Annotated in this window: 21 protein-coding genes; 4 read left to right on the forward strand and 17 right to left on the reverse strand. The window is 59.5% G+C overall.

What is annotated here, in order from left to right; genetic code table 11:
- Window positions 1-25 precede the first annotated feature (25 nt).
- The 5 genes from phoU to QC816_RS07375 all read right to left on the reverse strand — a co-directional run bounded on the left by phoU (window position 26) and on the right by QC816_RS07375 (window position 5129).
- Window positions 26-754, reverse strand: coding sequence for a phosphate signaling complex protein PhoU (gene phoU / locus QC816_RS07355; RefSeq protein WP_085920028.1), 729 nt, complete (start codon window positions 752-754; stop codon window positions 26-28).
- Window positions 755-782: 28 nt separating this feature from the next.
- The gene (gene pstB, locus QC816_RS07360; RefSeq protein WP_085920029.1) at window positions 783-1598 is read right to left on the reverse strand and encodes a phosphate ABC transporter ATP-binding protein PstB; all 816 of its coding nucleotides are present in this window, start codon (window positions 1596-1598) and stop codon (window positions 783-785) included.
- On the reverse strand, window positions 1592-2989 hold the full coding sequence (gene pstA / locus QC816_RS07365) for a phosphate ABC transporter permease PstA (protein WP_254902967.1): 1398 nt from the start codon (window positions 2987-2989) through the stop codon (window positions 1592-1594). Before pstA ends, pstB begins: the two co-directional genes overlap by 7 nt.
- The gene (locus QC816_RS07370; RefSeq protein ID WP_309781498.1) at window positions 2986-4098 is read right to left on the reverse strand and encodes an ABC transporter permease subunit; all 1113 of its coding nucleotides are present in this window, start codon (window positions 4096-4098) and stop codon (window positions 2986-2988) included. The genes pstA and QC816_RS07370 overlap by 4 nt, the downstream gene beginning before the upstream one ends.
- A gap of 101 nt (window positions 4099-4199) precedes the next feature.
- Window positions 4200-5129: a PstS family phosphate ABC transporter substrate-binding protein gene (locus QC816_RS07375; protein WP_085920048.1), complete on the reverse strand. Its 930-nt coding sequence runs from the start codon at window positions 5127-5129 to the stop codon at window positions 4200-4202.
- Window positions 5130-5262: 133 nt separating this feature from the next.
- Between QC816_RS07375 and QC816_RS07380 the strand changes: the two genes are divergently transcribed.
- Window positions 5263-5676 carry an acyl-CoA thioesterase gene (locus QC816_RS07380; protein WP_085920031.1) on the forward strand — a complete coding sequence of 138 codons (414 nt, stop codon included), beginning with the start codon at window positions 5263-5265 and terminating at the stop codon, window positions 5674-5676.
- An 89-nt stretch (window positions 5677-5765) separates the two neighbouring features.
- On the opposite strand, the gene QC816_RS07385 is transcribed toward QC816_RS07380, so the two are convergent.
- From QC816_RS07385 to hexR, 4 genes are all read right to left on the reverse strand, one after another.
- The gene (locus QC816_RS07385; RefSeq protein WP_085920032.1) at window positions 5766-6860 is read right to left on the reverse strand and encodes a TRAP transporter substrate-binding protein; all 1095 of its coding nucleotides are present in this window, start codon (window positions 6858-6860) and stop codon (window positions 5766-5768) included.
- A gap of 107 nt (window positions 6861-6967) precedes the next feature.
- Window positions 6968-7447, reverse strand: coding sequence for a phosphate-starvation-inducible PsiE family protein (locus QC816_RS07390; protein ID WP_066316467.1), 480 nt, complete (start codon window positions 7445-7447; stop codon window positions 6968-6970).
- Between the two features lie 65 nt (window positions 7448-7512).
- Window positions 7513-9711, reverse strand: a complete 2199-nt coding sequence (gene uvrD, locus QC816_RS07395; protein ID WP_309781499.1) for a DNA helicase II — start codon at window positions 9709-9711, stop codon at window positions 7513-7515.
- 65 nt (window positions 9712-9776) lie between these two features.
- Window positions 9777-10631, reverse strand: a complete 855-nt coding sequence (gene hexR / locus QC816_RS07400) for a transcriptional regulator HexR (RefSeq protein ID WP_066316464.1) — start codon at window positions 10629-10631, stop codon at window positions 9777-9779.
- Between the two features lie 213 nt (window positions 10632-10844).
- On the opposite strand from hexR, the gene QC816_RS07405 reads away from it, so the two are divergent.
- Window positions 10845-11063 carry a PA3496 family putative envelope integrity protein gene (locus QC816_RS07405; protein WP_085920034.1) on the forward strand — a complete coding sequence of 73 codons (219 nt, stop codon included), beginning with the start codon at window positions 10845-10847 and terminating at the stop codon, window positions 11061-11063.
- A 115-nt stretch (window positions 11064-11178) separates the two neighbouring features.
- Here QC816_RS07405 and QC816_RS07410 read toward each other — a convergent pair whose 3' ends face one another.
- Together QC816_RS07410 and QC816_RS07415 are read right to left on the reverse strand one after the other, a co-directional pair.
- On the reverse strand, window positions 11179-12522 hold the full coding sequence (locus QC816_RS07410; protein WP_085920035.1) for a sodium-dependent transporter: 1344 nt from the start codon (window positions 12520-12522) through the stop codon (window positions 11179-11181).
- A gap of 162 nt (window positions 12523-12684) precedes the next feature.
- Window positions 12685-13539 (reverse strand): DUF72 domain-containing protein, encoded by an 855-nt coding sequence (locus QC816_RS07415; RefSeq protein WP_085920036.1) that lies wholly within the window; start codon window positions 13537-13539, stop codon window positions 12685-12687.
- Window positions 13540-13727: 188 nt separating this feature from the next.
- Here QC816_RS07415 and hglS point away from each other — a divergent pair, with 188 nt between their 5' ends.
- A complete protein-coding gene (hglS, locus tag QC816_RS07420; RefSeq protein ID WP_309781500.1) occupies window positions 13728-15116 on the forward strand; it encodes a 2-oxoadipate dioxygenase/decarboxylase HglS in 1389 nt (462 codons plus the stop codon).
- On the opposite strand, the gene QC816_RS07425 is transcribed toward hglS, so the two are convergent.
- The gene (locus QC816_RS07425) at window positions 15072-15866 is read right to left on the reverse strand and encodes an IclR family transcriptional regulator domain-containing protein (protein ID WP_309781501.1); all 795 of its coding nucleotides are present in this window, start codon (window positions 15864-15866) and stop codon (window positions 15072-15074) included. The genes hglS and QC816_RS07425 overlap by 45 nt on opposite strands.
- 175 nt (window positions 15867-16041) lie before the next feature.
- Here QC816_RS07425 and aroQ point away from each other — a divergent pair, with 175 nt between their 5' ends.
- A complete protein-coding gene (gene aroQ, locus QC816_RS07430; protein ID WP_066316454.1) occupies window positions 16042-16485 on the forward strand; it encodes a type II 3-dehydroquinate dehydratase in 444 nt (147 codons plus the stop codon).
- Between the two features lie 11 nt (window positions 16486-16496).
- Here aroQ and QC816_RS07435 read toward each other — a convergent pair whose 3' ends face one another.
- The 5 genes from QC816_RS07435 to QC816_RS07455 form a co-directional block, all read right to left on the reverse strand.
- On the reverse strand, window positions 16497-17447 hold the full coding sequence (locus QC816_RS07435; protein ID WP_309781502.1) for an AEC family transporter: 951 nt from the start codon (window positions 17445-17447) through the stop codon (window positions 16497-16499).
- A gap of 66 nt (window positions 17448-17513) precedes the next feature.
- The gene (locus QC816_RS07440) at window positions 17514-18392 is read right to left on the reverse strand and encodes a shikimate dehydrogenase family protein (protein WP_309781503.1); all 879 of its coding nucleotides are present in this window, start codon (window positions 18390-18392) and stop codon (window positions 17514-17516) included.
- Window positions 18389-20275: a bifunctional sugar phosphate isomerase/epimerase/4-hydroxyphenylpyruvate dioxygenase family protein gene (locus tag QC816_RS07445; protein WP_309781504.1), complete on the reverse strand. Its 1887-nt coding sequence runs from the start codon at window positions 20273-20275 to the stop codon at window positions 18389-18391. Before QC816_RS07445 ends, QC816_RS07440 begins: the two co-directional genes overlap by 4 nt.
- A 28-nt stretch (window positions 20276-20303) precedes the next feature.
- A complete protein-coding gene (locus QC816_RS07450; protein WP_309781505.1) occupies window positions 20304-21569 on the reverse strand; it encodes a TRAP transporter large permease in 1266 nt (421 codons plus the stop codon).
- On the reverse strand, window positions 21566-22063 hold the full coding sequence (locus QC816_RS07455) for a TRAP transporter small permease (RefSeq protein ID WP_066316440.1): 498 nt from the start codon (window positions 22061-22063) through the stop codon (window positions 21566-21568). Before QC816_RS07455 ends, QC816_RS07450 begins: the two co-directional genes overlap by 4 nt.
- Window positions 22064-22066 lie beyond the last annotated feature (3 nt).

The raw sequence follows: 22066 nt of genomic DNA on the forward strand, positions 1-22066 counted from the left end.
ATTGCATGAGGAATCGGGGGGCAGGTCAAGACTTTTTCGGTGCTGCCTGCTGGTCCAGTGTCTCAGGGTCGGTATGGCGAATATCCAGCCCCTTGACAAGGTAGACGACATGCTCGGCCAGGTTATTGGCGTGGTCACCCACCCGCTCCAGCGCGCGCAGAACCCACATGATGCTGAGTACCGAGGTGATCGAGCGCGAATCTTCCATCATGAACGTCATCAAGGAGCGCATGGCGCTGCCGTATTCACTATCGACATACTCATCCTCACGCACGACCTGCATGGCAAGCTCGGTATCGAAGCGGGCAAACGCCGTCAGCGAATCGCGCAGCATCTTGCGGACGTGCTCGCTGATGTGGCGCACTTCCACCAGCCCGCGAAGGGGGTTGCTGCTCTCGCTCAGGCTTAGCGCATTGCGGGCAATTTTGCTGGCTTCATCGCCAATCCGCTCCAGGTCGGAGGTGGCGCGGATGACGGCGAGCACCAGACGCAAATCCGAAGCGGCCGGTTGACGACGCGCTAGAATACGCGTGCACTCGTCATCAATCTGCAGTTGAAGATCATTCACCTGACGGTCGTTATCGCGGACTTTCTCGGCCAGCCGCGAGTCACTTTCCAGTAGCGCAAAGACGGCGTCCTGCACCTGTTTTTCCACCATGCCGCCCATGGCCATCAGGTGGGTTTTGAGTTCTTCCAACTCATGGTTGAATTGGCGCGAGATATGCTGGCTGTGGGTATCGCTGGTAATGTCCATGGAGCCCTCCTGACGGGGTTGCTTCAACCTAGGCCATACGGCCGGTTATATAGTTTTCGGTTCGTTGTAAACGAGGGTTAGTGAAAACGTGGTCGGTGGGGCCGTACTCCACAAGCTCACCCTGCTGCAAGAAGGCGGTGTAATCGGACACCCGGGCCGCCTGCTGCATATTGTGAGTCACCAACACTAACGTTAGCTGAGATTTCAGGTTACGAATCAACTCTTCGATCTTGAGCGTCGAAATCGGGTCGAGCGCCGATGCCGGCTCGTCGAGCAACAGCACGTCGGGCTGTACCGCCAACGTTCGTGCAATCACCAGGCGTTGCTGTTGCCCGCCTGACAGCTGCCAGGCGGAGCGATGCAAGCGGTCCTTGACTTCATCCCACAGGGCCGCCGAAGTGAGCGCCCACTCGATGATGTCATCCCGCTGGCGCTTGGCGAGCCGCTTCTGCAAGCGCAGGCCAAAAGCGACATTTTCGTAGATCGACATCGGAAAGGGGTTAGGTGTCTGGAATACCATGCCCACCCGACGGCGCAGCTCGGTTACGTTCATTTCCGGCGCATGAATGTTATGTCCCTCAAGGCTGATCTCACCGCTGTGGCTGACCGATTCATTAAGGTCATGCAAGCGATTGATCGCTCTCAAGAAGGTCGACTTGCCACACCCGGAAGGGCCAATGAAGGCCGTGACCCGATGGCGCGGCACCTGCAGCGTGAGCTGCTGCAAGGCTGGTTTCCCTGCGTAGGCCAGGCTGAACTGGTTGATGTCCAGACAGCACTGATCTGCTGGGAAATGCGCCACATGTGCTTGCGTGGCGTGGTCGACGTGTCGAGATGCTAGCATTCGCTTCCTCGCTGACGACGTAGATGATGACGCAATAATATGGCAGTTAGGTTAAGCACCAACACAATCAGCACCAATAACAGCGCTGTGGCATAGACCAACGGGATCGCTGCCTGGACGTCCTCGCCGTGAAAGGCGGTGTCAAACAGATGATAGCCAAGGTGCATAAACTTGCGTTCCAGATGCAGGTAGGGGAATTCTCCGTCGAGGGGCATCTGTGGTGCGAGCTTGGCGACCCCGACCAGCATCAACGGCGCGACTTCACCAGCGGCCCGGGCCACGGCCAAAATGACCCCGGTCAACATCGCCGGGGTGGCCATGGGTAATACGATACGCGTCAACATTTCAAACCGGGTGGCGCCAAGGGCCACCGCACCTTCACGTTGGGCATCGGGAATGCGCGCCAGCCCTTCTTCGGTCGCGACAATCACGACCGGCAGCGTCAGCAGGGCAAGGGTCAGCGATGCCCATAACAGGCCACCGGTACCAAAGGTGGGCGACGGCAAGGCGTCGTCGAAGAACCACGCATCCAGCGTGCCACCAATGCCATAGACAAACACGCCCAGCCCGAAGACGCCGTAGACAATGGACGGTACCCCCGCGAGATTGCGGACGCCAATGCGTACCAGGCGGGTGAGGGGTCCCTGATGGGCAATCTCATTGAGATAGATGGCGGCCAGCACGCCAAAAGGCGTGACGATCACCGACATTAGAATCACCATCAGCATGGTACCGAAAATAGCCGGCCACACCCCCCCATCGGTATTGGCGGCACGCGGTCCCTGGCTTAAAAACTGCCAGACGTCCGTTGCCCAGCGCTGCACTTTTTGGCCAACGTGCATGGCATTGGGCGCTTCAATGCTCAGCACGGTGGCAAGCGGCTGGCGCAGGGTTTGCCCCTGGGGCGTACGCAAGGTGAGCTGATAGCGAGCGCGCTCGGGCGCGGACAGCTGGAGCGCCTGCTTTGCTTGCTGCAGGGCAGTATGGCCGCTAAAGCGCTCGCCGTTTACCTCAATGGCTTCCAGATAGCCGATAAAGTCGCCCCAGGTGCGCCGTTTCAGACGCAGCAGTGCCGCGGGCTGGGTCTGTTGTGCAATGGTGTCAATCGCCACCCAGCGCCAGCGGGCGTCGTCGATGTCACGATTGCCCGTAAAGTAGAGGCGTTCGCTACCTGCCCGGTTGGGAAGCGGCATATCGCGGACTGCCTCGCCTGCCACCACATCGCCATTGTGCAGGGTGATTTCGTCCAGTGTTGCCGGCCAGAAATGGCCCAGGCCACGTGTCAGCAGTAACGCCAGCAAGGCGCCCAGCATGAGCAAGGAGAGGGCTACACAGCCCGCGCACAGCCACGGCCAGATGCCCTGCTGTACGGCACTTTTCAGCCACTTCACGAAGCCCCCCCCAGTCGCTGGTAGCGACGGCGCAGCCGTTGGCGAACCAGCTCGGCCAGGGTGTTGACTAAAAAGGTGAACAGGAACAGCAACAGGGCTGCGAGCACCAGCATGCGATATGGAGTACTCCCCGCAGTGGCTTCGGGCAGCTCAATGGCGATAGCGGCGGCCATGGTACGCATGCCTTCGAAGGGACTGGCGCTGAGCAGTGCCGTATTGCTGCTGGCCATCAGTACGATCATGGTTTCCCCCACCGCTCGGCCTGCGCCGATCATGATGGCTGAAAACAGCCCCGGCCCAGCTGCGGAAAGCGCGACTTTAACGACCGCTTGCCAGCGGCTGGCGCCGAGCGCCTGAGCGCCTTCCATCAGCGGGCGAGGCACCTCGGTGAGCGCATCTTCGGCCAGCGAATAGACGCTGGGAATCACGGCGAAGCCCATTGCCAGGCCGACAATCAGGGCATTACGGGTGACGTAATCGAGTCCAAACACGGCATAAAGATGCTGGCGAAGGTCGCCATCCCAAAAGGTCTGCTCCACCAGTGGCGTTAACCACAGGGCGAGGATGAACATGACAATGAGCCACGGAATCAGCCACAGAGCTGCCCACGAAAGCGGCAGACGACGCTGCCAGCGGCGGCTTGCCAGGTGCCAGACCAGACCGGCGAGCCCGGCACTAAGCGGCAGCCAGACGATGACCACCAGGGTGCTGGCCAAGTGGCGCTCGACCCAGGGGGCGAGCAGCATACCGGCGATAAAGCCGATGACCACCCCAGGGATGGCTTCCATCATTTCCAGGGTTGGTTTGATGCGGCTGCGTAGTCGGGTCGACATGAAAAACGCTGAATAGGCGGCCGCCCCCAGTGCGAGCGGCAACGCAAACAGTAATGCCATCAGGGCGGCTTTCAGCGTTCCCCACGCCAGCGGCGAGAGCATGGCAAGCGAGGCGTTCTCGCCATCCAGCAACAAGGGGGCTGCTTCCCAGACCAAAAATACCCCAATACCCAATATCGCCAGCAACACACCGATACCACCGGCGGTGATAAGTCCGGTGGCGATGCGGTCCTGCAAGTGGCGAAGCGGCTGATGAAAGAGCCGAGCGCGAGTCATTTGACGATCATGGGCAAGTCAGCGGTAGGGTCAGCGTTTGGGGGTACATGGATGCTCCTTACGTTACGTGACCAATGTGACAATTAAATGACAAATTCCGGCTACCATGCCCGCTGAGCCTCCAGATCGTCCAGGGGCAGGGGGACGAAACCCGACGCCCGGGTAATTTTCTGACCTTCAGTCGACATGATGAGATCCAGAAACGCCCGCTCGGCGGCAGGTAGCGATTCGTCAGGCGGCAGGTTGACGTAGATATACAGGTAGCGGGAAAGCGGATAGTCGCCGCTTTGAATGGCGGTTTCGCTGGGCGGCACGGCGTTACCCTGCGTAGTGGTCAGTGAGAGTGCCTTTACCGATGGCGTCAAGTGGTTATGACCAGAATAGCCCATTGCTCTATAGGACTCGCCCACGGCCGCGACGACCGCCGACGCGCCCATGTACTCGCTGATATCGGGGCGGAACTCACCGTCACACAGCGCGCGTTGACGAAACAGGCCGTAGGTGCCCGAGGCCATATTCCGTCCGTGCAAGGCGATGCGACCGCTTGGCGCCGTCGCGTCCTGGGTCAATGTTTCCCAGCGAGTGATCGATTGTTCGCCACCACAGGCCTGGGTGGTCGAAAAAACCGCATCCACGTCCTGACGTGAGATCGCCGACAGTGGGTTGTGACGATGTACAATCACGATAAGCGCATCGCGTGCCACGCGCAGTTCCAGCGGTGGGTAGCCATAACGCTCGATAAAGGCGTTGCGTTCCTCGTGGGTCATGCGCCGGGACATGGGGCCGATGCGGGTAGTGCCCGCCAACAAAGCCGGTGGTGCGCTGGCAGAGCCGCTGGCTTGAAATTGCACGTTGATTTCCGGATATTGAGTGGTAAGCGCTTCGCCCCAGCGCAGCATCAATCCGGCCATGGTGTCGGACCCAACGGCGCCCAGGGTGCCGCTCACGGAAGGCTGCTGGGGCTGTGCCCAGCCAACAAGCGGCAAACTCAAGAGCAGCCAGGCCAGGCCCAGTGCCGCGCGATATTTCATGCGAAAAGCGAAACCGTTACTATTCAATCGGAAGCTCTCTTGTGATTAACTCGTTATTTATTGCAATGCAGCAAGGCGCGCCTCAGATGGCGACCTGATTTTCACAATAATAAACCGACAAAGCGACCGACACATGACACTGCTGGATACCGATTTGGACGATGTGCCTGCCCCCCAAGGGCAATTGACCCTCAAATTACTGGCTTCGCGCCAGGATACCAATGTTTACGGTGACATTTCCGGCGGATGGCTGGTGAACCAGATGGATCAGGCGGCCGAGCTGGCGGCTGGCCGTGAAGCCGGCGGGCGAACCGCCACCGTGGCCATTGAGGCAATGGATTTTTTAAGCCCGGTGCGGGTCGGGTCGATGGTGAGCGTGTACACCCAGCTTCAAGAGGTGGGGCATAGCTCGATGAAGATCGATGTGGAGGTGTGGGTACGTGCCCTACACGAACAGCATCTGGACGAGCGCCAAAAGGTGACCGAGGCACGCTTTGTGATGGTGGCGCTGGACGACAATGGCCGCATCCGCGCGGTGCATGACTAAACAGGCCCTATAGCGACTCTAGAAACATGACTCTAAACATAAAGGGCGCTTGAGTCAGCGCCCTTTATGCCTGTCTGCGATCTAAACGCCTATGAACCTACGTTATCACGGCTTTTCAAATAGGCGTATTCGCCAACATCGCTGAAGGGACGGACGATTTTCTGGAACGCCGAATAGGACTCATACACCCGGCGTGATGCTTCGTCGTCTTCGACCTGACGCTGGATGGCTTTCTGAGAGCTTTCATAGAGCGCCGCCATGACCTCCTCGGGGAAGGTGCGTAACTGTACATCGTGTTCGTCCACCAGGGCTTCCAGGGCCTGGGCGTTACGAAAGGCAAACTCGCTGTACATCGCCAGATTTGAGGCGCGTGCGGCTTCGGTGACGACGGCTTTCAGGTCGTCGGGCAGCGCGTTCCAGGCGTCGAGATTGATGGTGCCCTCAAGCGCGGCTGTTGGCTCATTCCACACCGAGGTGTAGTAGTAGTCCGCCACCTGATGCAAGCCGAAGGCCAGGTCGTTATAGGGGCCGACCCAGTCGGCGGCATCCAGTACGCCGGTTTGCAGCGAGGTGAAGATCTCCGACCCCGGCATGTTGACGGTGCTCACGCCGATGCCGTTCATGGCTTCACCAGCTAGTCCCGGCAAGCGCAGCTTGAGGCCCTGCATATCGTCCAGCGAGTTGATCTCTTTCTTGAACCAGCCCGCCATTTGCGGCCCGGTATTGCCGACAGCAAAGGGCTTCAGGTTGTGCTGAGCGTAAATCTCATCCCACAGCGCCTGGCCATCACCGTGGTAAAGCCAGGCGTTCATTTCGGTGGTGGTCATGCCGAAGGGCACGGCCGTGAAAAACTGCGAAGCGGCGACTTTTCCACGCCAGTAATATGACGCCGAGTGGCCCATTTCCGCAGTGCCCGCCGCCACAGCATCGAAGACTTCAAGCGCAGGTACCAACTCGCCCGCGCCGTGGACGGTAATTGTCATGCGGCCGTTGGAAAGCTGCTCCACCCGACGGGCGAAGTCATTGGCACCGGTGCCTAGCGCAGGAAAGTTTTTCGGCCAGGAGGTGACCATGTCCCAGTTGTAGGTTTCGTTGGCGTGGGCCTGGGAGGTGGACACGAAAGGGGCGGCGGCGGCCCCTGCGACGCCAAGGCTGGCGGTTTTGAGAAAGTGACGGCGTTGCATGATGAGCAAGACTCCAAACGTAATGTTGCTATTTTTTATGGGGCGCACGGGCACCGATTCCGCCCGTCAGTATGCGTGAGGGCGAATTTTGCCCGCAAGTTTTCCGATCAATCGTCGCTGGCATCTTTCATGCGGTTGGCATGGCGAACCAGCCAGTAGCAGCCCCCAAGCGCCAGCACTGCCGCGGCCAGCGAGGCAATCTGCCAGGGATCGATGGTTTCCATGTCCAGCACCATGAACTTGCGCACCAGTGCCATGATGGCAATCAGCACGACAATCTCGACATGGATAAAGCCTTTGCCACTGGTCATCGTCCGTACAATGGAGTTGTTGAACTCCATGGCAATCAGCACGGTAAGAATCATGTCGAATAGCGCTTGAAACACGCGGTAGTCAAAGGGGTCACGGCTTTGAATGAATAACAGCTGGACTACGTGAATGACCAGGTAGTACATGGCAACCAGTACGGCCCCGGCGATGGCCAGGGTCAGTATCAACGAGATGATGCGTTCAAAACGGTGGTAGCCGCTCAAGGCTGACCAGCCGTTGCACACTTCGGGAAAGAGGCGTTTCAAGCGTTGTTTCATAAGGTTCTCTGTGGGGCAGTCGGTGCGCGCACGCAAAGATGCGTCAGTAATGCGTCGCGAGTCGTTTAAAGCGGTGTCAGCTTGGCGAAACCTAACACCAGCCATTTAACACCCTCGCCTTCAAAGCTGACCTGGACCCGGGCGCGGGCGCCTTCACCTTCCGCGTTAAGGATTATCCCTTCACCGAAGACCGGGTGTTCTACCCCCTGGCCAACATGCAGGCTGGGCAGGTCGTCGCTGGCCTCGACACTTTGTTGTGCGAAGGACGTGCGCGAGGCGGTGACCGGGCGGGAAATATGTCCGCGCAGGCGCACTTCTTCGAGCAGGTGCGGCGGCAGTTCGCGCAGAAAGCGCGACGGACGTGGAAACACCTCTTTGCCATGCAGGCGGCGGGTTTCGGCGTGGGTGAGGTAAAGTTTCTGCATCGCGCGGGTCACGCCGACGTAACACAGGCGACGTTCTTCCTCGAGCCTTCCCGGCTCCTCCAGTGACATCTTGTGGGGGAACAGGCCTTCTTCGACGCCCGCAATAAATACCACGGGGAATTCCAGGCCCTTCGCCGAGTGCAGCGTCATCAGCTGCACGCTGTCCTCGAACTCTTCGGCCTCGTGATCCCCGGCATTGAGGGCGGCTTCTGACAGGAACGCCTCCAGTGCCGCCATGCCTTCGCCGGCTTCCGGCGTTTCAAAGGCATCGCCGTGGGTGAAGGCCCGCGCGGCGTTGACCAGCTCCTCGAGGTTTTCCACCCGCGCCTGGCCTTTCTCGCCACGTTCGCTCTTGTGGTGTTCGATCAGGCCGGTACGCACGGTCACGTGGTCGATGATCTCGTGCAGTGGGAGCCCGGAGGCGTCGTTATCCAACTGCTCGATCAGGTTGGCAAAGGCCTGCACCGCGTTGCCCGCGCGGCCTTTCAGCGTGCCGTCGTGAATCGCGTCGTGCAGTGCCTGCCACAGCGGGATGTTTTGCTCGCGGGCGCGCAGGCGAACGATTTCCACCGTACGGGTGCCAATGCCCCGCGTCGGCACGTTGATCACCCTTTCCAGAGAAGCGTCGTCGTCGCGGTTGAGCAATAGTCGCAGGTAGGCCAGGGCGTTCTTGATTTCCAGCCGTTCGTAGAAGCGGTGGCCGCCGTAGATACGGTAGGGCATTCCCTGGCGGATCAACGTCTCTTCCAGCAGACGCGATTGCGCGTTGGAACGGTAGAGAATCGCCATATCGCGGCGGTTGAGGCCTTCATCGACTTTTTCCTTGATGGTGTCGACGATAAAGCGCGCTTCTTCGAGGTCGTTAAAACCTGCGTAGACGGATATAGGGTCACCCTCGACGCCGTCGGTCCACAGCTGTTTGCCCATGCGTTCGCTGTTGTGGCTGATCAAGGCGTTGGCCGCATCGAGAATCGCGCTGGTGGAGCGGTAGTTCTGCTCAAGGCGGACTGTGTGCGTCTGGGGGAACTCCTGCTCGAAACGGCGGATGTTTTCGACCTTGGCCCCGCGCCAGCCGTAGATCGACTGGTCGTCGTCGCCGACCACGGTCATGGGCGTCTGCATGCCGGTGAGCAGCTTCAGCCAGGCGTACTGGAGCGTGTTGGTGTCCTGAAATTCGTCGACCAACAGGTGGCCGAAGCGCTCGCGGTAATGGGCCAGCAGTGCGGGGTTGTCGCGCAGCAGTTCAAGGCTTCTGAGCAGGAGCTCGCCGAAATCGACCAGCCCGCCGCGTTCACAGGTCAACTGGTAGCGTTCGTAGAGCTCGACCATCTGCCCCATATAGGCATCGCCGTCCACGTTGACCTGATGCGGGCGTAGGCCTTCTTCCTTACAGCCGGAAATGAAATGCTGTACCTGGCGGGGTGGGTAGCGTTCGTCGTCGATGGAGTAGTCTTTCAGCAGGCGTTTTACAAGCCGTAGCTGGTCGTCGGCGTCAATGATCTGAAAGTGCTGTGGCAGCCGCGCATCCTGCCAGTGGGTGCGCAGCAGGCGATGGGAGATCGAGTGGAAGGTGCCCACCCAGACATGGCGCAACGACAGCCCCAGCAGCGCTTCCAGACGGGTGCGCATTTCTCGCGCGGCCTTGTTGGTAAAGGTCACGGCCAGCAGCGCATAGGGGGACAGGCCCTCGGCCTGCATCAGCCAGGCAATGCGGTGCACCAGCACGCGGGTTTTGCCCGAGCCGGCACCCGCCAGTACCAACAGATTGCCTTGAGGGGCGCTGACCGCTTCGCGCTGGTCGGAGTTAAGCTGATCGAGTATCGCCGTGACGTCGTCCATATAAGCCGCTGCCGGGTCGAAAAATGGGCCGTCAGTTTAGCACAGCCACAACGATAACTTGGCGTTCACGAGTCTTCCGGGAAACGCAGTGAGTTAAGGCTCTTCTTCACTGACTTGAGCTGCTCGGCGAGTTTCGGGCCACGGGTCTTGGCGACGCCCACCGCCAGCACGTCGACCAGTACCAGGTGGGCGATGCGCGAACTCATTGGCGTGTAGATTTCGGTGTCTTCGTGCACATCGATATACAGCGGCAGTGTCACCTCTTCTGCCAGCGGTGAGTCGCTGGGGCACAGGCCAATCACCGTTGCACCCGCCTCCCGGGCCAGGCGGACGCTGGCGACCAGCGCCTTGGTGCGCCCGGTTTGCGAAATCGCTACTACCACATCGCCTTCCTTTAGCGTCACCGCGGACATGTTCTGCATGTGGGGGTCGGCATAGGCGGAGGTGGAAATCTGCAAACGAAAAAATTTGTGCTGGGCGTCGAAAGCCACGGCCCCTGACGCGCCGAAACCGTAAAACTCGACCCGATTGGCCATCGCCAGAGCATTGACTGCGCGGCCCAGGGCATCGTTATCCAGGCGATCCCGTACCGATAGCAAGGTGCCCACCGTCGAATCGAAAATGCTGTGCGAGAACTCGGCGACGGAATCGCTATCGTTCATCGAGAACTGGGCAAACTGGCTGCCGGTGGCCAGCATCTGGGCGAGCTGGAGTTTAAAGTCCTGGAAGCCATTGCAGCCCAGAGCGCGGCAGAAGCGCACCACGGTGGGCTCGCTGACCTTTGCCTCGGTGGCAAGGTCGACGATCCGCATATGGATGACTTCCTCGGGATTGCGCAGTACAAACCGCGCCACTTTCTGCTCGGAGCGGCGAAAGTGCTCCATGCGGCGTCTCATTTCATCGAACAGGGCGCGACTCACGTTTAGCTCCTTAAAATAAAGCCGAGTAGCTCACTATATGGGCAAGCAAAGCATGCGGCCACCGTTGGGGTGACGTTAGGCGGTTCTTTTTTCTAAGTGGTCATCATTTTGTCAAGTAGGTTATAGTAAAAACTGAAGTGCCGCACTGCATCATCTATCAGTCGTCACGGATGCAGGTGGACGTAGGCATATTCACCTGGAGGAACGTCGATCATGCGTAATGTCGAACGCATCACCTCGGTCAAGAGCGAATTGCTCGATATCTTCATGAGCATGGAAGTGGATGAACATGTCCAGCGTCGGCGTAGTGCCGCGCAACGCAACCTACGAGCACGGCGGGGAATCGAACTGCATCGGGAATTTCAAGCGTTATCGCGGGATATTGCTCCCTTACCGGACGAAGACGAACGGCAAGAGAGCGAACTGCACTGAGAAGCTAATTTCACCAGGAGAGGTGCTCAACGGCGATGCTTGACGTGAGTCTCGCCGTATAAAGCACGGTCATGGGCGTTTGGCTCTGCTAAGCGCAGAGCCAACTTAACCCGACTTAAAGGATACCCGCGAGGAACACCACAATAACGCCAATCGGCGCGATAAAGCGCGCGATGATGTTCCACACGCTGAGCCCTGTGCCGGACAGCGCCAGCTCCTGCTCGACGCTCTTGCGATCCAGGCACCACGCGACAAACACGACGGCACCGAGGCCGGTGAGCGGCAGCAGAATCTTCGCGGTGAAGGTGTCAAGCAAGTCGAAGATATTCAGCCCGAAGAACAAGACATCCGACCACAGGTTGAACGACAGCAGCGCTGCGACACCCAATAGCCAAACCACAATACCGCTGACCAGCGTCGCGGGGACCCGTGACAGCGAGGTGCGTTCTTCAAGCATCTCCACAGTGGGTTCGAGCAACGAAATTGCCGAGGTCAGCGCGGCAAAGGTCAGCAACAGGAAGAACATCAGCCCCAGAATGACACCGCCGGTCATGTTGCCGAACGCAATAGGCAGGGTAACGAAGATCAGCCCCGGCCCTTCGCCAGCGCTCAAGCCATTGGCAAACACGATGGGGAAAATGGCCAAACCGGCCAGCAACGCAATGGCGGTATCAATAATGATGACCGTGCGCGCTGTGCTCAGCAGGTTGACGTCTTCGCCCAGGTAGGAGCCGTAGGCCATCATGATGCCCATGCCCAACGACAGCGTGAAGAACGCCTGGCCCATGGCGGCCAGCACCACACCGCCATTCAACGCACTCCAGTCCGGGCTGAACATGAACGCCAGGGTTTCGCCGAAGTGGCCGGTGGTCATCCCATAACCCACCAGAATCAGCATTAAAATGACCAGCGCGGGCATCAGCGAGCGCACGGCGCTCTCAAGCCCTTTGGTCACGCCGCGGGCCACGATGCCGATGACCAGCAGCATAAAGGCGCTGTGCCAGAGCAGTAGCGTGCCGGGGCTGGCCAGCATGCCATTAAAGATCGCGCCAATGCTGTCGGCATTCTGACCGCTGAAGGTGCCAATCACTGAACTCAGCGTATAGTTGAGCGACCAGCCGCCAATCACGCTATAGAACGACAGGATCAGGAAGCCTGCCAGGACACCGCTGATACCCACCAGTGCCCATCCCTTGGACTTGCCGCTTTGGCTGGCCAATTCTTTCATGCTGTCGATGGGATTTTTCTGCCCGCGTCGGCCGATCATCCACTCGGAAAGTAGAATGGGCACGCCGACCAATGCCACGCAGGCAAGGTAGACCAGCACGAAGGCCGCACCACCGCTTTCGCCGACCAGATATGAGAAGCGCCAAATATTACCCAGGCCTACTGCCGAGCCGGCGGCTGCCAGCACAAAGGCCATTTTCGATGACCACTGTGCATGTGCAAGTTTTGCCATACATCACCTGTTGATTAATTGATTGTAATAAGTCGTTGTCGGCGCGTTGCACCGTTATTCGAAAAAGGACTGACAGAAGATTGCCAGCGTCGTTTTTCGAAAGTATGCGCAATTTATCCGATCAGTGACCTGCATGCCAGTCAGCACCGCTAAAAAACCAGGTTAAAACAGTTGGCTCTGCTTTTCATTGGCAAACGGACCAAGCGGCGGTAGTGCCGTCATGTTTTGAAGGTCGTTATAGAACATGCGGGCGAGCATCGGGGACTCCCGATTATCCGCGGTATGCACAAATAAGAAAGGGGTTTTCCCCTGATTTATCCACAGGGCTAGGCGTGACTTCCAGGCACTGAAATAGTCAATATTAATGGCTTTGTCAACATGGCCAATAAAGCGAATGACAGGATGATTCGCTGTTGAAAGCACGTGTAATGGGAGTTTCGGCTTTTCTTGCTGGGCGTGGGCCAGGCCTGGGTGGTCATTTGCCGGGGTCGAGAACAGCGGGCGCACATCGAGCATCACACGGTTTGCCCGATAAGTTATCAACAACCGGTTAAGGGCCTTCTCGGCCGCGCCCTTGTGGAAAAAGTCATGGTGACGCACTTCAACCGCGCAGGGTAAATGCGTGGGCCAGCCTGCCAGCAAGGTTTCCAACCGGGGGAGTTCATCAGGGCCAAAATCGCGAGGCAACTGGACCATGGTGGGCCCCAATCGGTGGTGAAGTGGGGCGAGGGCATCTAAAAAGGCCCAGGCCTCGTCCAGGCGTGTCAGGCGCTGGTCGTGAGTAACGCTTGCAGGGAGTTTGAAGCAAAAACGGAAATGGGCAGGCGCCTGGCGTGCCCAGCCCGCGACTGTTTCCGGTTTCGGCGCACCGCTGTAAAACGTGGTATTGCCCTCGACGCTGGAAAACACCGCCGCATAATCGCTGAGCAGGTCGGTTTTGGCGTAACGCGGATAGAGCGTGCCCGACCAATCCTGATTGGACCACATGGGCAAGCCGATATAGAGCGGGCACGTCATGGCGTGGCGTTAACCTCAAGAAATATGGCCATTAATGTAACAGCCGGACAAGTGACGCTGCCAATGCTAGTTGGAGCGCCTGGCAGGTGCGGGTGGTATTTTGATGAAGCTAAGGGAAGAAAATATGCAATTGTCGGCGTAACAGGCGCGTTACTATCTATCCAGGCTTTATGATCAAGGAGCGCACGATGAGCGCAGCGCACGTCAGCAGCGATGATATTCGCGACCAATTTTCCAAGGCCATGTCGGCCATGTACCAGCAGGAAGTGCCTCAATACAGTGCCCTGCTGTCGTTGGTCGCGGCGGTTAATGAAGAGGTGCTGGCGGCGTCGCCGGCGCTGCGTGAGACGCTCGCCGCCAATAATGCTCTGGAGCGCCTTGACGTGGAGCGTCACGGGGCGATTCGCGTCGGCACGCCCGAGGAGCTCGCGCTGCTGTGGCGCATGTTCGCGGTGATGGGCATGCTGCCCGTCGGCTACTACGATCTGGCACCTGCCGGCGTGCCGGTTCACTCCACGGCGTTCCGCCCGGTCGACGATGCAGCGCTGTCGCGCAATCCCTTTCGGATTTTCACGTCGCTGCTGCGCCTGGAACTGATCGAGGATACCGAGCTGCGTCAGCAGGCTCGCGAGATTCTGGATGCACGGCGTATCGTGACCCCGCAGGCCGAGGCGTTGATTGAAACCTTCGAGCGCCAGGGCGGGCTGACTGCCGATCAGGCGGCGCAGTTTGTCGATCAGGCGCTGGAAACATTTCGCTGGCACGACCAGGCCACGGTCGACCTGGTCACCTATCAGCGCCTGCAGCAGGAGCACCGCCTGATTGCCGATGTAGTTTGCTTCAAGGGGCCGCATATCAACCACCTGACCCCGCGCACCCTGGACATCGATGAAGTGCAGCGGCGCATGCCACAGGTAGGCATCGACCCCAAGGCGATTATCGAAGGGCCACCGCGCCGTCGGTGCCCTATTCTGCTGCGCCAGACCAGCTTCAAGGCCCTGGAAGAGCCGATTGCGTTTGCCGATGCCGCCCAGGGACACCACACGGCGCGCTTTGGCGAAATCGAGCAGCGCGGCATCGCGCTCACCCACACAGGCCGTGCGCTATACGACCGCTTGCTTGGCGAGGCGAAACAGGCTGCGGAGGCGGAAAACGCCGCTCACCAGGCCCGCTTGGCGGCGGTGTTTGAGGCCTTTCCGGATGACGAAGCAACGCTGCGGCGCGAAGGATTGGCGTTTTTCCACTACCACGCGATACCCGGTGCGCAAGTGGCGGCGCCGGTCGATGAAGGTGACGTGGAACGGTTATTGGCGCAAGGCGCGCTGACCGCCACGCCGATGACCTACGAGGACTTTCTGCCGGTTAGCGCGGCGGGCATTTTCCAGTCGAACCTGGGTGACAACGGCCAAAGCGGCTACGCTCAGGATGCCAACCAGCAGCAATTCGAGCAGGCGCTCGGCGTGCCGGTCACCGATGAAGTCGCCCTCTACGCCAAGCGCCAGCAGGCATCGCTCGATCAGGCGCTGGCGCAGTTAACTGGAAATGGTGGTGCGAATGAGCCGGGCTTTTTCCAGTAGCAGCGGTAAGTGTCGTTCCATCAGCGTTTCAAGGTCGACCCGAGCGGCATTGGTGCTGATGTTGATGGCGCCCAGGAGTTTGTCGTTGGCATCGAAGGCGGGCACGGCCAATGACCGCAGGCCCGGATCGAGCTCCTGATCGGCAATGGCGTAGCCTTGCTCACGCACCTTGCCAATGCACTGCTTGAGGTCGTCTTTTTGGGTAATGGTCTTGTCGGTGTAGCGGGTTAACGTCAGCCGTTCGAGGTAGGCGTCGAGTTCGGCGTCGGGAAGCTGAGCAAGCAAAACCCGACCCATCGACGTATGCGCGGCGGGTAGCCGTGTGCCCACCGACAGGGTAATGCCCATCAGGCGATGCGGGGCGGCAGAGCGGGCGACGTAGGTGATATCGTCGCCATCCAGGACGGCAAGCGAAGAGGACTCACCGCTTTCCTGAGTAATATCTTCCAGATACTGCTGAATGACGCTGCGGTAGTCATTGGCCGACAAAAAGGCATAGCCAAGCTGCAGCACGCGCGGCGCCAGCTCGAAATAGCGCTGCTGCTTGCGTACGTAGCCCAACGCGTGCAGCGTCAGTAGAAAGCGTCGTGCCGTGGCGCGATTCATGCCGGTGCGCGAGGCCACTTCGCTCAATGTCATCCGCGGGTGCGCATCGTCAAACGCCAGGATGACATCCAGGCCGCTGGCAAGCGCGGTGACAAAATCGCGGTCATCGGGATCGAGTTTGTCTTCCTGAGCCGTTGCGTCCATGGGGTCGATAGGCCATTTAGAGGGATTTAACTGAGCAATATAACACGCTGTTCGAATAACGAACAAATGCGCATTTTTGTGTACTTTCAGCTCATTACGATGCATTGATAACACGTTATAATGATGCACCGAGCTTACACATGATGACGACCCAGCGCTGAGAGGATATCAATCAATGAGTCAGCCAAAAGTAACGGTACTTCATGGCCCCAACCTGAACCTTCTAGGGGTTCGTCAGCCCGATGTGTACGGGTATGAAACGCTTGAAGATGTGAACAACGCTTTGCGCAAGACCGCGATAATGGCGGGCTGGGAAATCAACTGTTTCCAGAGCAATCATGAAGGCGAACTGATCGACGCGATTCATGCGGCACGTCTCGATGGAACCCTGGCCATCATCATCAACCCGGCTGCCTATACCCATACGTCCGTTGCTATCCTGGATGCGCTCAATGCCTTTGAAGGCAAGGTGATCGAGGTGCACATCTCCAATGTCCATCAGCGTGAAAGCTTTCGGCATCATTCCTATGTCTCGCTGCGTGCCGATGGGGTCATTGCGGGGCTCGGCACCCAGGGCTATCAAGCAGCGCTCGACGCTATTCTGGCAGCAAACGATTAAGCGTTGACGCCCTACACGGCGAGCAATCCCGCAAGTGTCATCCCCCCGATGATCAAGCTAAGCGTAAAGAAGGACGCCACCGTCGCCACCAGCATGGCGGTGGCGCTGATGCCACCGAGACCGTAGCGCTGACCGAAGAGTGGATAAATGCTGATCATCGGCGCGGCGGCGAACAGCAGCGCACCGGCAACGTAAATTGGCTCGATATCGGGGATCATAAGAAACGCCATCAATACTGCCAGGGGATGAAGGATAAGTTTGCCGATCACAATTTGGCCCACGTCGCGCACCATGCCCTTAACGTGAAGCCCAAACAGCGACCCACCAATCACAAACAGCGCTGCAGGCCCTGCCGCTTCAGCGAGCATATTGATCGCTTTATCAATGGGAGTGGGAATGACCAGTCCGGTTAGCGCGATCAATATGCCTACCGAGAGGCCGATCAATACCGGGTTTTTGGCCAGGTTCAGCGCCGTCTGCCGAGCGGTTTGCCACGGGCTGGCGCCGTGTTGGTTGCCCATTTCAGCAAGGATCAGTGCTGCCGGAATAATCAGAAGATTTTCAATCAGCATATTCAGTGCCAAGAGCACCGCGGCGGGTGAGCCGATGACCATGGCGGCCACCGGGTAGCCAACGAAACCGCTATTGGCCGCGGCCATACCCAGTGCCTGCATGGCGCTGACGTTGAGCGGTTGGCGCTGGAGCCGGTAGCAAAGCCACAACCCTGCGCTGAAAACGACGATGGAGCTCAAGCCGTAAGCGATCAGGTAGTCGAGCCTAAGTATTTCTTCCAGCGGCTGCTGGGTTAACGCACGAATCACGAGCGCCGGTAGCGAGCAGTAGAGCACGAATACGCCCACTCCCTGCAGCTGCTCGCGCTGGATAATGCCGCTCCATCTCGCTGCGTAGCCTACGCCAATCAGCAGGAATATGGGGGTGGTGATTCCCAGTATCGCGAGCATGGCAGCCCCTTGACGCATGAAGGCAGGTTCAAATAGCGAATAATTGTACGCTATTTCGCTGGCGCTTCATGGTATGGAGTGAGCAGAGGAAGCGACAAGCTGCTCTATATAGTGTGTACGCAGCGGTATCACATGCGGGTCGATCTGGTTGGCGGGGATACGCCCGGCAGTGAAGAAACGAAAGGCATCCACGCCCTGAAACACGAACAGATCAACGCCGGAAAGCGTTTTGGCGCCAGCCTGATAGGCGGCATTCAACAGCTCGGTATGGGCGGGGATGTACACCGCATCAAAAACCCAGTGCTGCACGCCCAGCCCGGCGGTATCGATGGGGCAGCCGGGGTGGTTGATATGGCCAATCGGCGAGCAGTTGACCACGCCCTGCCAATGGGGCAGTGCCTGCGGTACCTGCGCTGACGTGATGCACGTCGCGTGAATACCCATGGCGTTGAGGTCACGGCTGAGGTTTTCTGCCCGGGCGCTGTCATGCTCAAGAATGTGGATACAGCTGACCGCGAGTTCACCCAGCGCGCAGGCCACCGCACGACCTACCCCCCCGGCACCGATCAATAGCACATCGCCCGCTGGCCGATCGCCGAAAGAGTGGCGGTAGGCGCTGATGAAGCCGGTGTAGTCGGTGTTTTCAGCGCGCAGGCCGTCTTCATCGAAAAGTAGCGTATTGGCGGTGCCGACCCGGCGCACGCCCTCGCCGCGAATATCGGCCAATTGCGCGGCTTTTTCCTTGAACGGGAAGGTCACATTGGTGCCCCGGTAGCCCTCAGCGCGCAAGGTGTGTATGGCATCGGGAAAGTCAAAATCCTCGACGCCCCGGCTATCGACCAGGTCGTAGCGTACCGGCTCGCCCAGTGACGCACCCAGGCGCTCATGCAAATCCGGGGATTGCGATTTGGCAATGCCCTCGCCTACCAGTCCGAGTTTGATCATGCTTGGGGGTCTCCCGACGTGTGGTCTGCTGTGTCTTGGGCAATGCCGTCAATTTCCGCTTCCAGGCGCTGCTGCGCGGTGACGCGCACAAAGGCATTCGGCGCGCCCAGCCCCTGATACCCCTCACGCTGCACCAGTTCGAAGAAGAACGCCTGACGGCCGGGCCGGGTATACAGCTGATGAAAGTCGCCGTCGTTGTCCTGGTCAAAGAGGATATGATGATCCTTCATCCACTCAAGAGTTTGCGCCGGCAGGTCGAACCGCGCGGCCAGGTCACGGTAGTAGTTACCCGGAATCGGCAGTACCGGCGTGCCTGCCTGCTGGAGCGCTGCGCTGGTTTCACGCATGGAGCTAGTGCGCAGGGCGACGTGATGGATCCCCGAGCCGCCGTACTGGCGGACGAAGCGGTTGCTGGCAGTATCCGGCGAGGCGCTGGCGTTAAGCGCCAGGCGAAAGCGGCCGTTATGGTTCTGCAGCACCTGGCTCTGGATCAGCCCGCGGGGGTCGGTGACATCGAAGGAGGGCGTTGGTGCCAGCTGGAAAATAGCGCGGTACTGCAGCATCAGCGAGAGGTAGTCGTGGTAGGAGAGCGCCACGCTGATATGGTCGATATCCACCAGCGACCCCTGAGGAACCGGCTGTACATCGACAGGGAACTCGCGGTCCCAGGTGCGGCTAAGCTGCGAGTCGTCGATGATATAGGAGAGGCTGCCATCCACATTGCGCAGCGCGCTCATGCGGTGGCTGGCGCCCACTTCTTCAGGCTCGACAATGTCGTAGCCAAGCTTGTCTGCCCGCTTGAACGCTTCGTAGGCGTTGCCCACGCGCAAGCCGATGGCGGTGACAGCGGAGGCATCACGACCTGGTACACGGCCGGTGAAGCTCGCTTCGGTGTTGAGCACCAGATTAACGTCACCCGCCGCCCAGCGTTCGGCGTTAAGCGAGTGGTGACGGCCCACGCAGGCCATGCCCAGCGCGGTAAGCAGCTCGCGTAGCGAGGCTAGATCGTCAGGCTCGACGGCGATCTCCAGAAAGGCGACCGACTCGATCGGCTGTGGTGCGGGAATCCCGCTGTCGGCCTGCATGCTGCGCAGCAGGTTGTAGGAACGCAGCCCGTCCCGGGCCGTCTGGTCGCTGTGGCCCATGCGGAACACATCGTTGAAGATCTCGTGGGAGAGCGGGCCGTCGTAGCGGGTCTCTTCCAGCATGGCCATGAACTTATCCATCTGTAGCTCACCCTGGCCGGGGAAGCAGCGATAGTGGCGGCTCCACGACAGGTGATCCATGGAGAGACGCGGCGCATCGGCGGTCTGTACCAGGAAGATGCGATCCCCCGGAATACGGCCGACGGTGCCAAGCTCGGTCTGGCGCGAGAAGATATGGAAGGTATCCAGCACCAGGCCGACATTGGGGTGCGCGGCGCGGCGCACCACTTCCCAGCTGTCGCGGTAGTCGTGAATGTGCCGGCCCCAGGCCAGTGCTTCATAAGCCACGCGCAGATTACGTCGTGCAGCACGCTCGCCCAGCGCATGGAAATCGTCGGCGGCGCGGCTCAAGCCCGGTAGCGAATCGGGATGAACGGTACTGCATACCATCAACAGGTCCGTGCCGAGTTCTTCCATCAGGTCAAACTTGTGCTCGGCGCGGTCAAACGCCCGCTCCCGCGCGCGCCCCTGGAGACCTTCAAAGTCGCGAAACGGCTGCAGGGTGACCAGCTTGAGCCCGCGGGCACGAATCAGCTCGCCCGCTTCTCGCGGCGTGCCGGGAAACGCTGTGAGGTCGTTTTCAAACAGCTCAAGCCCCTCGAAGCCGGCCTGGGCAATGGCGTCGACCTTCTCTTCCAGCGAGCCGCTCAGGCAAACCGTGGCGATGGATGAGTACATGGCATCACGCTCCTTTGATTGATGAACATCAGTAGCCCGCCAGGCGCGGCAGGAAGGTGACCAGCTCGGGCACGAAGGTAATCAGCAGCAGGATCAGGAACTGCACGGCCAGCATGGGCAGAATGCGCCGGATAATGGGGCCCATCCCTACCCCCGAAACTGAGTCGGCCACAAACAGGCAGAGCCCCATGGGGGGTGTGATCAGGCCCATCATCAGGTTGAAGATCACCACGATGCCGAAGTGCAGCGGGTCGATACCCAGTGCTATGGCAATGGGGTGCAGAATCGGCACCAGCACCAGAATGGCGGCGATGCCTTCCAGAAACAGTCCCACCACCAGCAGTAGCAGTATGACGGCGATCAGGAAGGTCCATTGGGTGTCGATGCTCATCAGCGCCCACTCGGTGAGCATGTTGGGCACGCGTTCGAAGGTGAGCACCCAGTTGGCCGCCGCGACGGCGCCCATGATGACCATGATCACCGCGCTGTCACGCATGGCACGGGCGAAGATGCCGGGCAGATCCACCAGCTTGATATTGCGGTAGAGCACCACACCCAGAATCAGCGCGTACACCACGGCAAAGGCCGCCGCCTCGGTGGGCGTGACGATACCAGCGAGAATCGACCCGACCACAAACACCGGCATGAGCGCGGGCAGCAGTCCGTGGAGGAACGCATGGCGGCGTGACGGCTGTTCTGAACGAGTGGCGCCCAGGTCGCCGGCGAAAAAGTAGACGTAGATGGAAAGGCCCAGCGCCAGCAATAGCCCGGGTACGATACCCGCCAAAAACAGCCCCGGTACCGAGACACCCGACACCGTAAGCGCATAGATGATGACCGGAATGCTCGGCGGAATAATCGGGCCGATCACCGACGAGGCCGCTGTGAGTGCAGCGGAGAAATCGCGGGGGTAGCCTTCTTTCTCCATCGCGGGGACGAAGACCCGCCCCAGCGCCGAGGTGTCGGCAATTGCTGACCCCGAGAGGCCGGCAAAAATCACCGACGCCCAGATGTTGACGTGCGCCAGTCCCGCTTTCAGACGGCCGACAATGGCAGTGGCCAGGTTGATAATGCGATGGGTAATGCCCGCTTCGTTCATCAGCTCGCCGGCCAGAATGAACAGCGGTATCGCCAGTAGCGGGAAAGACTCCATACCGCCGAAGAACTGCTGCGCGACGATACGGATGTGGTAAGGCAAGTCACCGGTACCCATCAGCACCGTCAGCGTGCCGAGGATGGCAAAGGCAAACGGCACCCCAAGCAGGATGAGCGCCAAGAGCAATATAAATATCACGATGCTGCCTCCTCATCGGCGTGCCTGGTCAAACGGCGTGCGCCCATTACCAGGGCAGAGACACTGAGCAGCCCGCCGCCAACCAACATGGAGGCTTGAAATAGCCACATCGGCATCCCGGTGCTCGACGATGTACGCCCACCTCGGGAAGCGATGAACTCAACCGCCGACATCATCAGGCCGATGCCGATCACCAGTACCGCCAGGTCGACGGCGACGGCCTGCCAGCGCACCCAGCGCGGCGGCAGCAGGCGGCGAATCAGGTCAAAGCCGATGTGCCTGTCCTGCAGGTAGGCCCAGGACATGCCGAACATCAGGCCATAGATCATCAGGTAGATGGCGGTGTCTTCTCCCCAGGTAATGGAAGCACCGACGGTATAGCGCGCAAAGGCATTGCCTGCGACCAGTAGAAAAATCAGGATCATGGCAAGCCCGGCCAGGCTGCCATTGAACAGGATCAGGCCACGATGTAGCCGGGCAAGAAGATGAGACATGAA

The organism is Vreelandella janggokensis (genome assembly GCF_031451615.1).
Taxonomy (GTDB): Bacteria; Pseudomonadota; Gammaproteobacteria; order Pseudomonadales; family Halomonadaceae; genus Vreelandella; species Vreelandella janggokensis.

What these genes read in the sequence shown, in the direction of transcription:
- phoU (WP_085920028.1), bottom strand. Translation starts at nt 754, where the DNA reads ATGGACATTACCAGCGATACCCACAGCCAGCATATCTCGCGCCAATTC.
- pstB (WP_085920029.1), bottom strand. Translation starts at nt 1,598, where the DNA reads ATGCTAGCATCTCGACACGTCGACCACGCCACGCAAGCACATGTGGCG.
- QC816_RS07370 (WP_309781498.1), bottom strand. Translation starts at nt 4,098, where the DNA reads ATGACTCGCGCTCGGCTCTTTCATCAGCCGCTTCGCCACTTGCAGGAC.
- QC816_RS07375 (WP_085920048.1), bottom strand. Translation starts at nt 5,129, where the DNA reads ATGAAATATCGCGCGGCACTGGGCCTGGCCTGGCTGCTCTTGAGTTTG.
- QC816_RS07380 (WP_085920031.1), top strand. Translation starts at nt 5,263, where the DNA reads ATGACACTGCTGGATACCGATTTGGACGATGTGCCTGCCCCCCAAGGG.
- QC816_RS07385 (WP_085920032.1), bottom strand. Translation starts at nt 6,860, where the DNA reads ATGCAACGCCGTCACTTTCTCAAAACCGCCAGCCTTGGCGTCGCAGGG.
- QC816_RS07390 (WP_066316467.1), bottom strand. Translation starts at nt 7,447, where the DNA reads ATGAAACAACGCTTGAAACGCCTCTTTCCCGAAGTGTGCAACGGCTGG.
- uvrD (WP_309781499.1), bottom strand. Translation starts at nt 9,711, where the DNA reads ATGGACGACGTCACGGCGATACTCGATCAGCTTAACTCCGACCAGCGC.
- QC816_RS07405 (WP_085920034.1), top strand. Translation starts at nt 10,845, where the DNA reads ATGCGTAATGTCGAACGCATCACCTCGGTCAAGAGCGAATTGCTCGAT.
- QC816_RS07410 (WP_085920035.1), bottom strand. Translation starts at nt 12,522, where the DNA reads ATGGCAAAACTTGCACATGCACAGTGGTCATCGAAAATGGCCTTTGTG.
- QC816_RS07415 (WP_085920036.1), bottom strand. Translation starts at nt 13,539, where the DNA reads ATGACGTGCCCGCTCTATATCGGCTTGCCCATGTGGTCCAATCAGGAT.
- hglS (WP_309781500.1), top strand. Translation starts at nt 13,728, where the DNA reads ATGAGCGCAGCGCACGTCAGCAGCGATGATATTCGCGACCAATTTTCC.
- QC816_RS07425 (WP_309781501.1), bottom strand. Translation starts at nt 15,866, where the DNA reads ATGGACGCAACGGCTCAGGAAGACAAACTCGATCCCGATGACCGCGAT.
- aroQ (WP_066316454.1), top strand. Translation starts at nt 16,042, where the DNA reads ATGAGTCAGCCAAAAGTAACGGTACTTCATGGCCCCAACCTGAACCTT.
- QC816_RS07435 (WP_309781502.1), bottom strand. Translation starts at nt 17,447, where the DNA reads ATGCTCGCGATACTGGGAATCACCACCCCCATATTCCTGCTGATTGGC.
- QC816_RS07440 (WP_309781503.1), bottom strand. Translation starts at nt 18,392, where the DNA reads ATGATCAAACTCGGACTGGTAGGCGAGGGCATTGCCAAATCGCAATCC.
- QC816_RS07445 (WP_309781504.1), bottom strand. Translation starts at nt 20,275, where the DNA reads ATGTACTCATCCATCGCCACGGTTTGCCTGAGCGGCTCGCTGGAAGAG.
- QC816_RS07455 (WP_066316440.1), bottom strand. Translation starts at nt 22,063, where the DNA reads ATGTCTCATCTTCTTGCCCGGCTACATCGTGGCCTGATCCTGTTCAAT.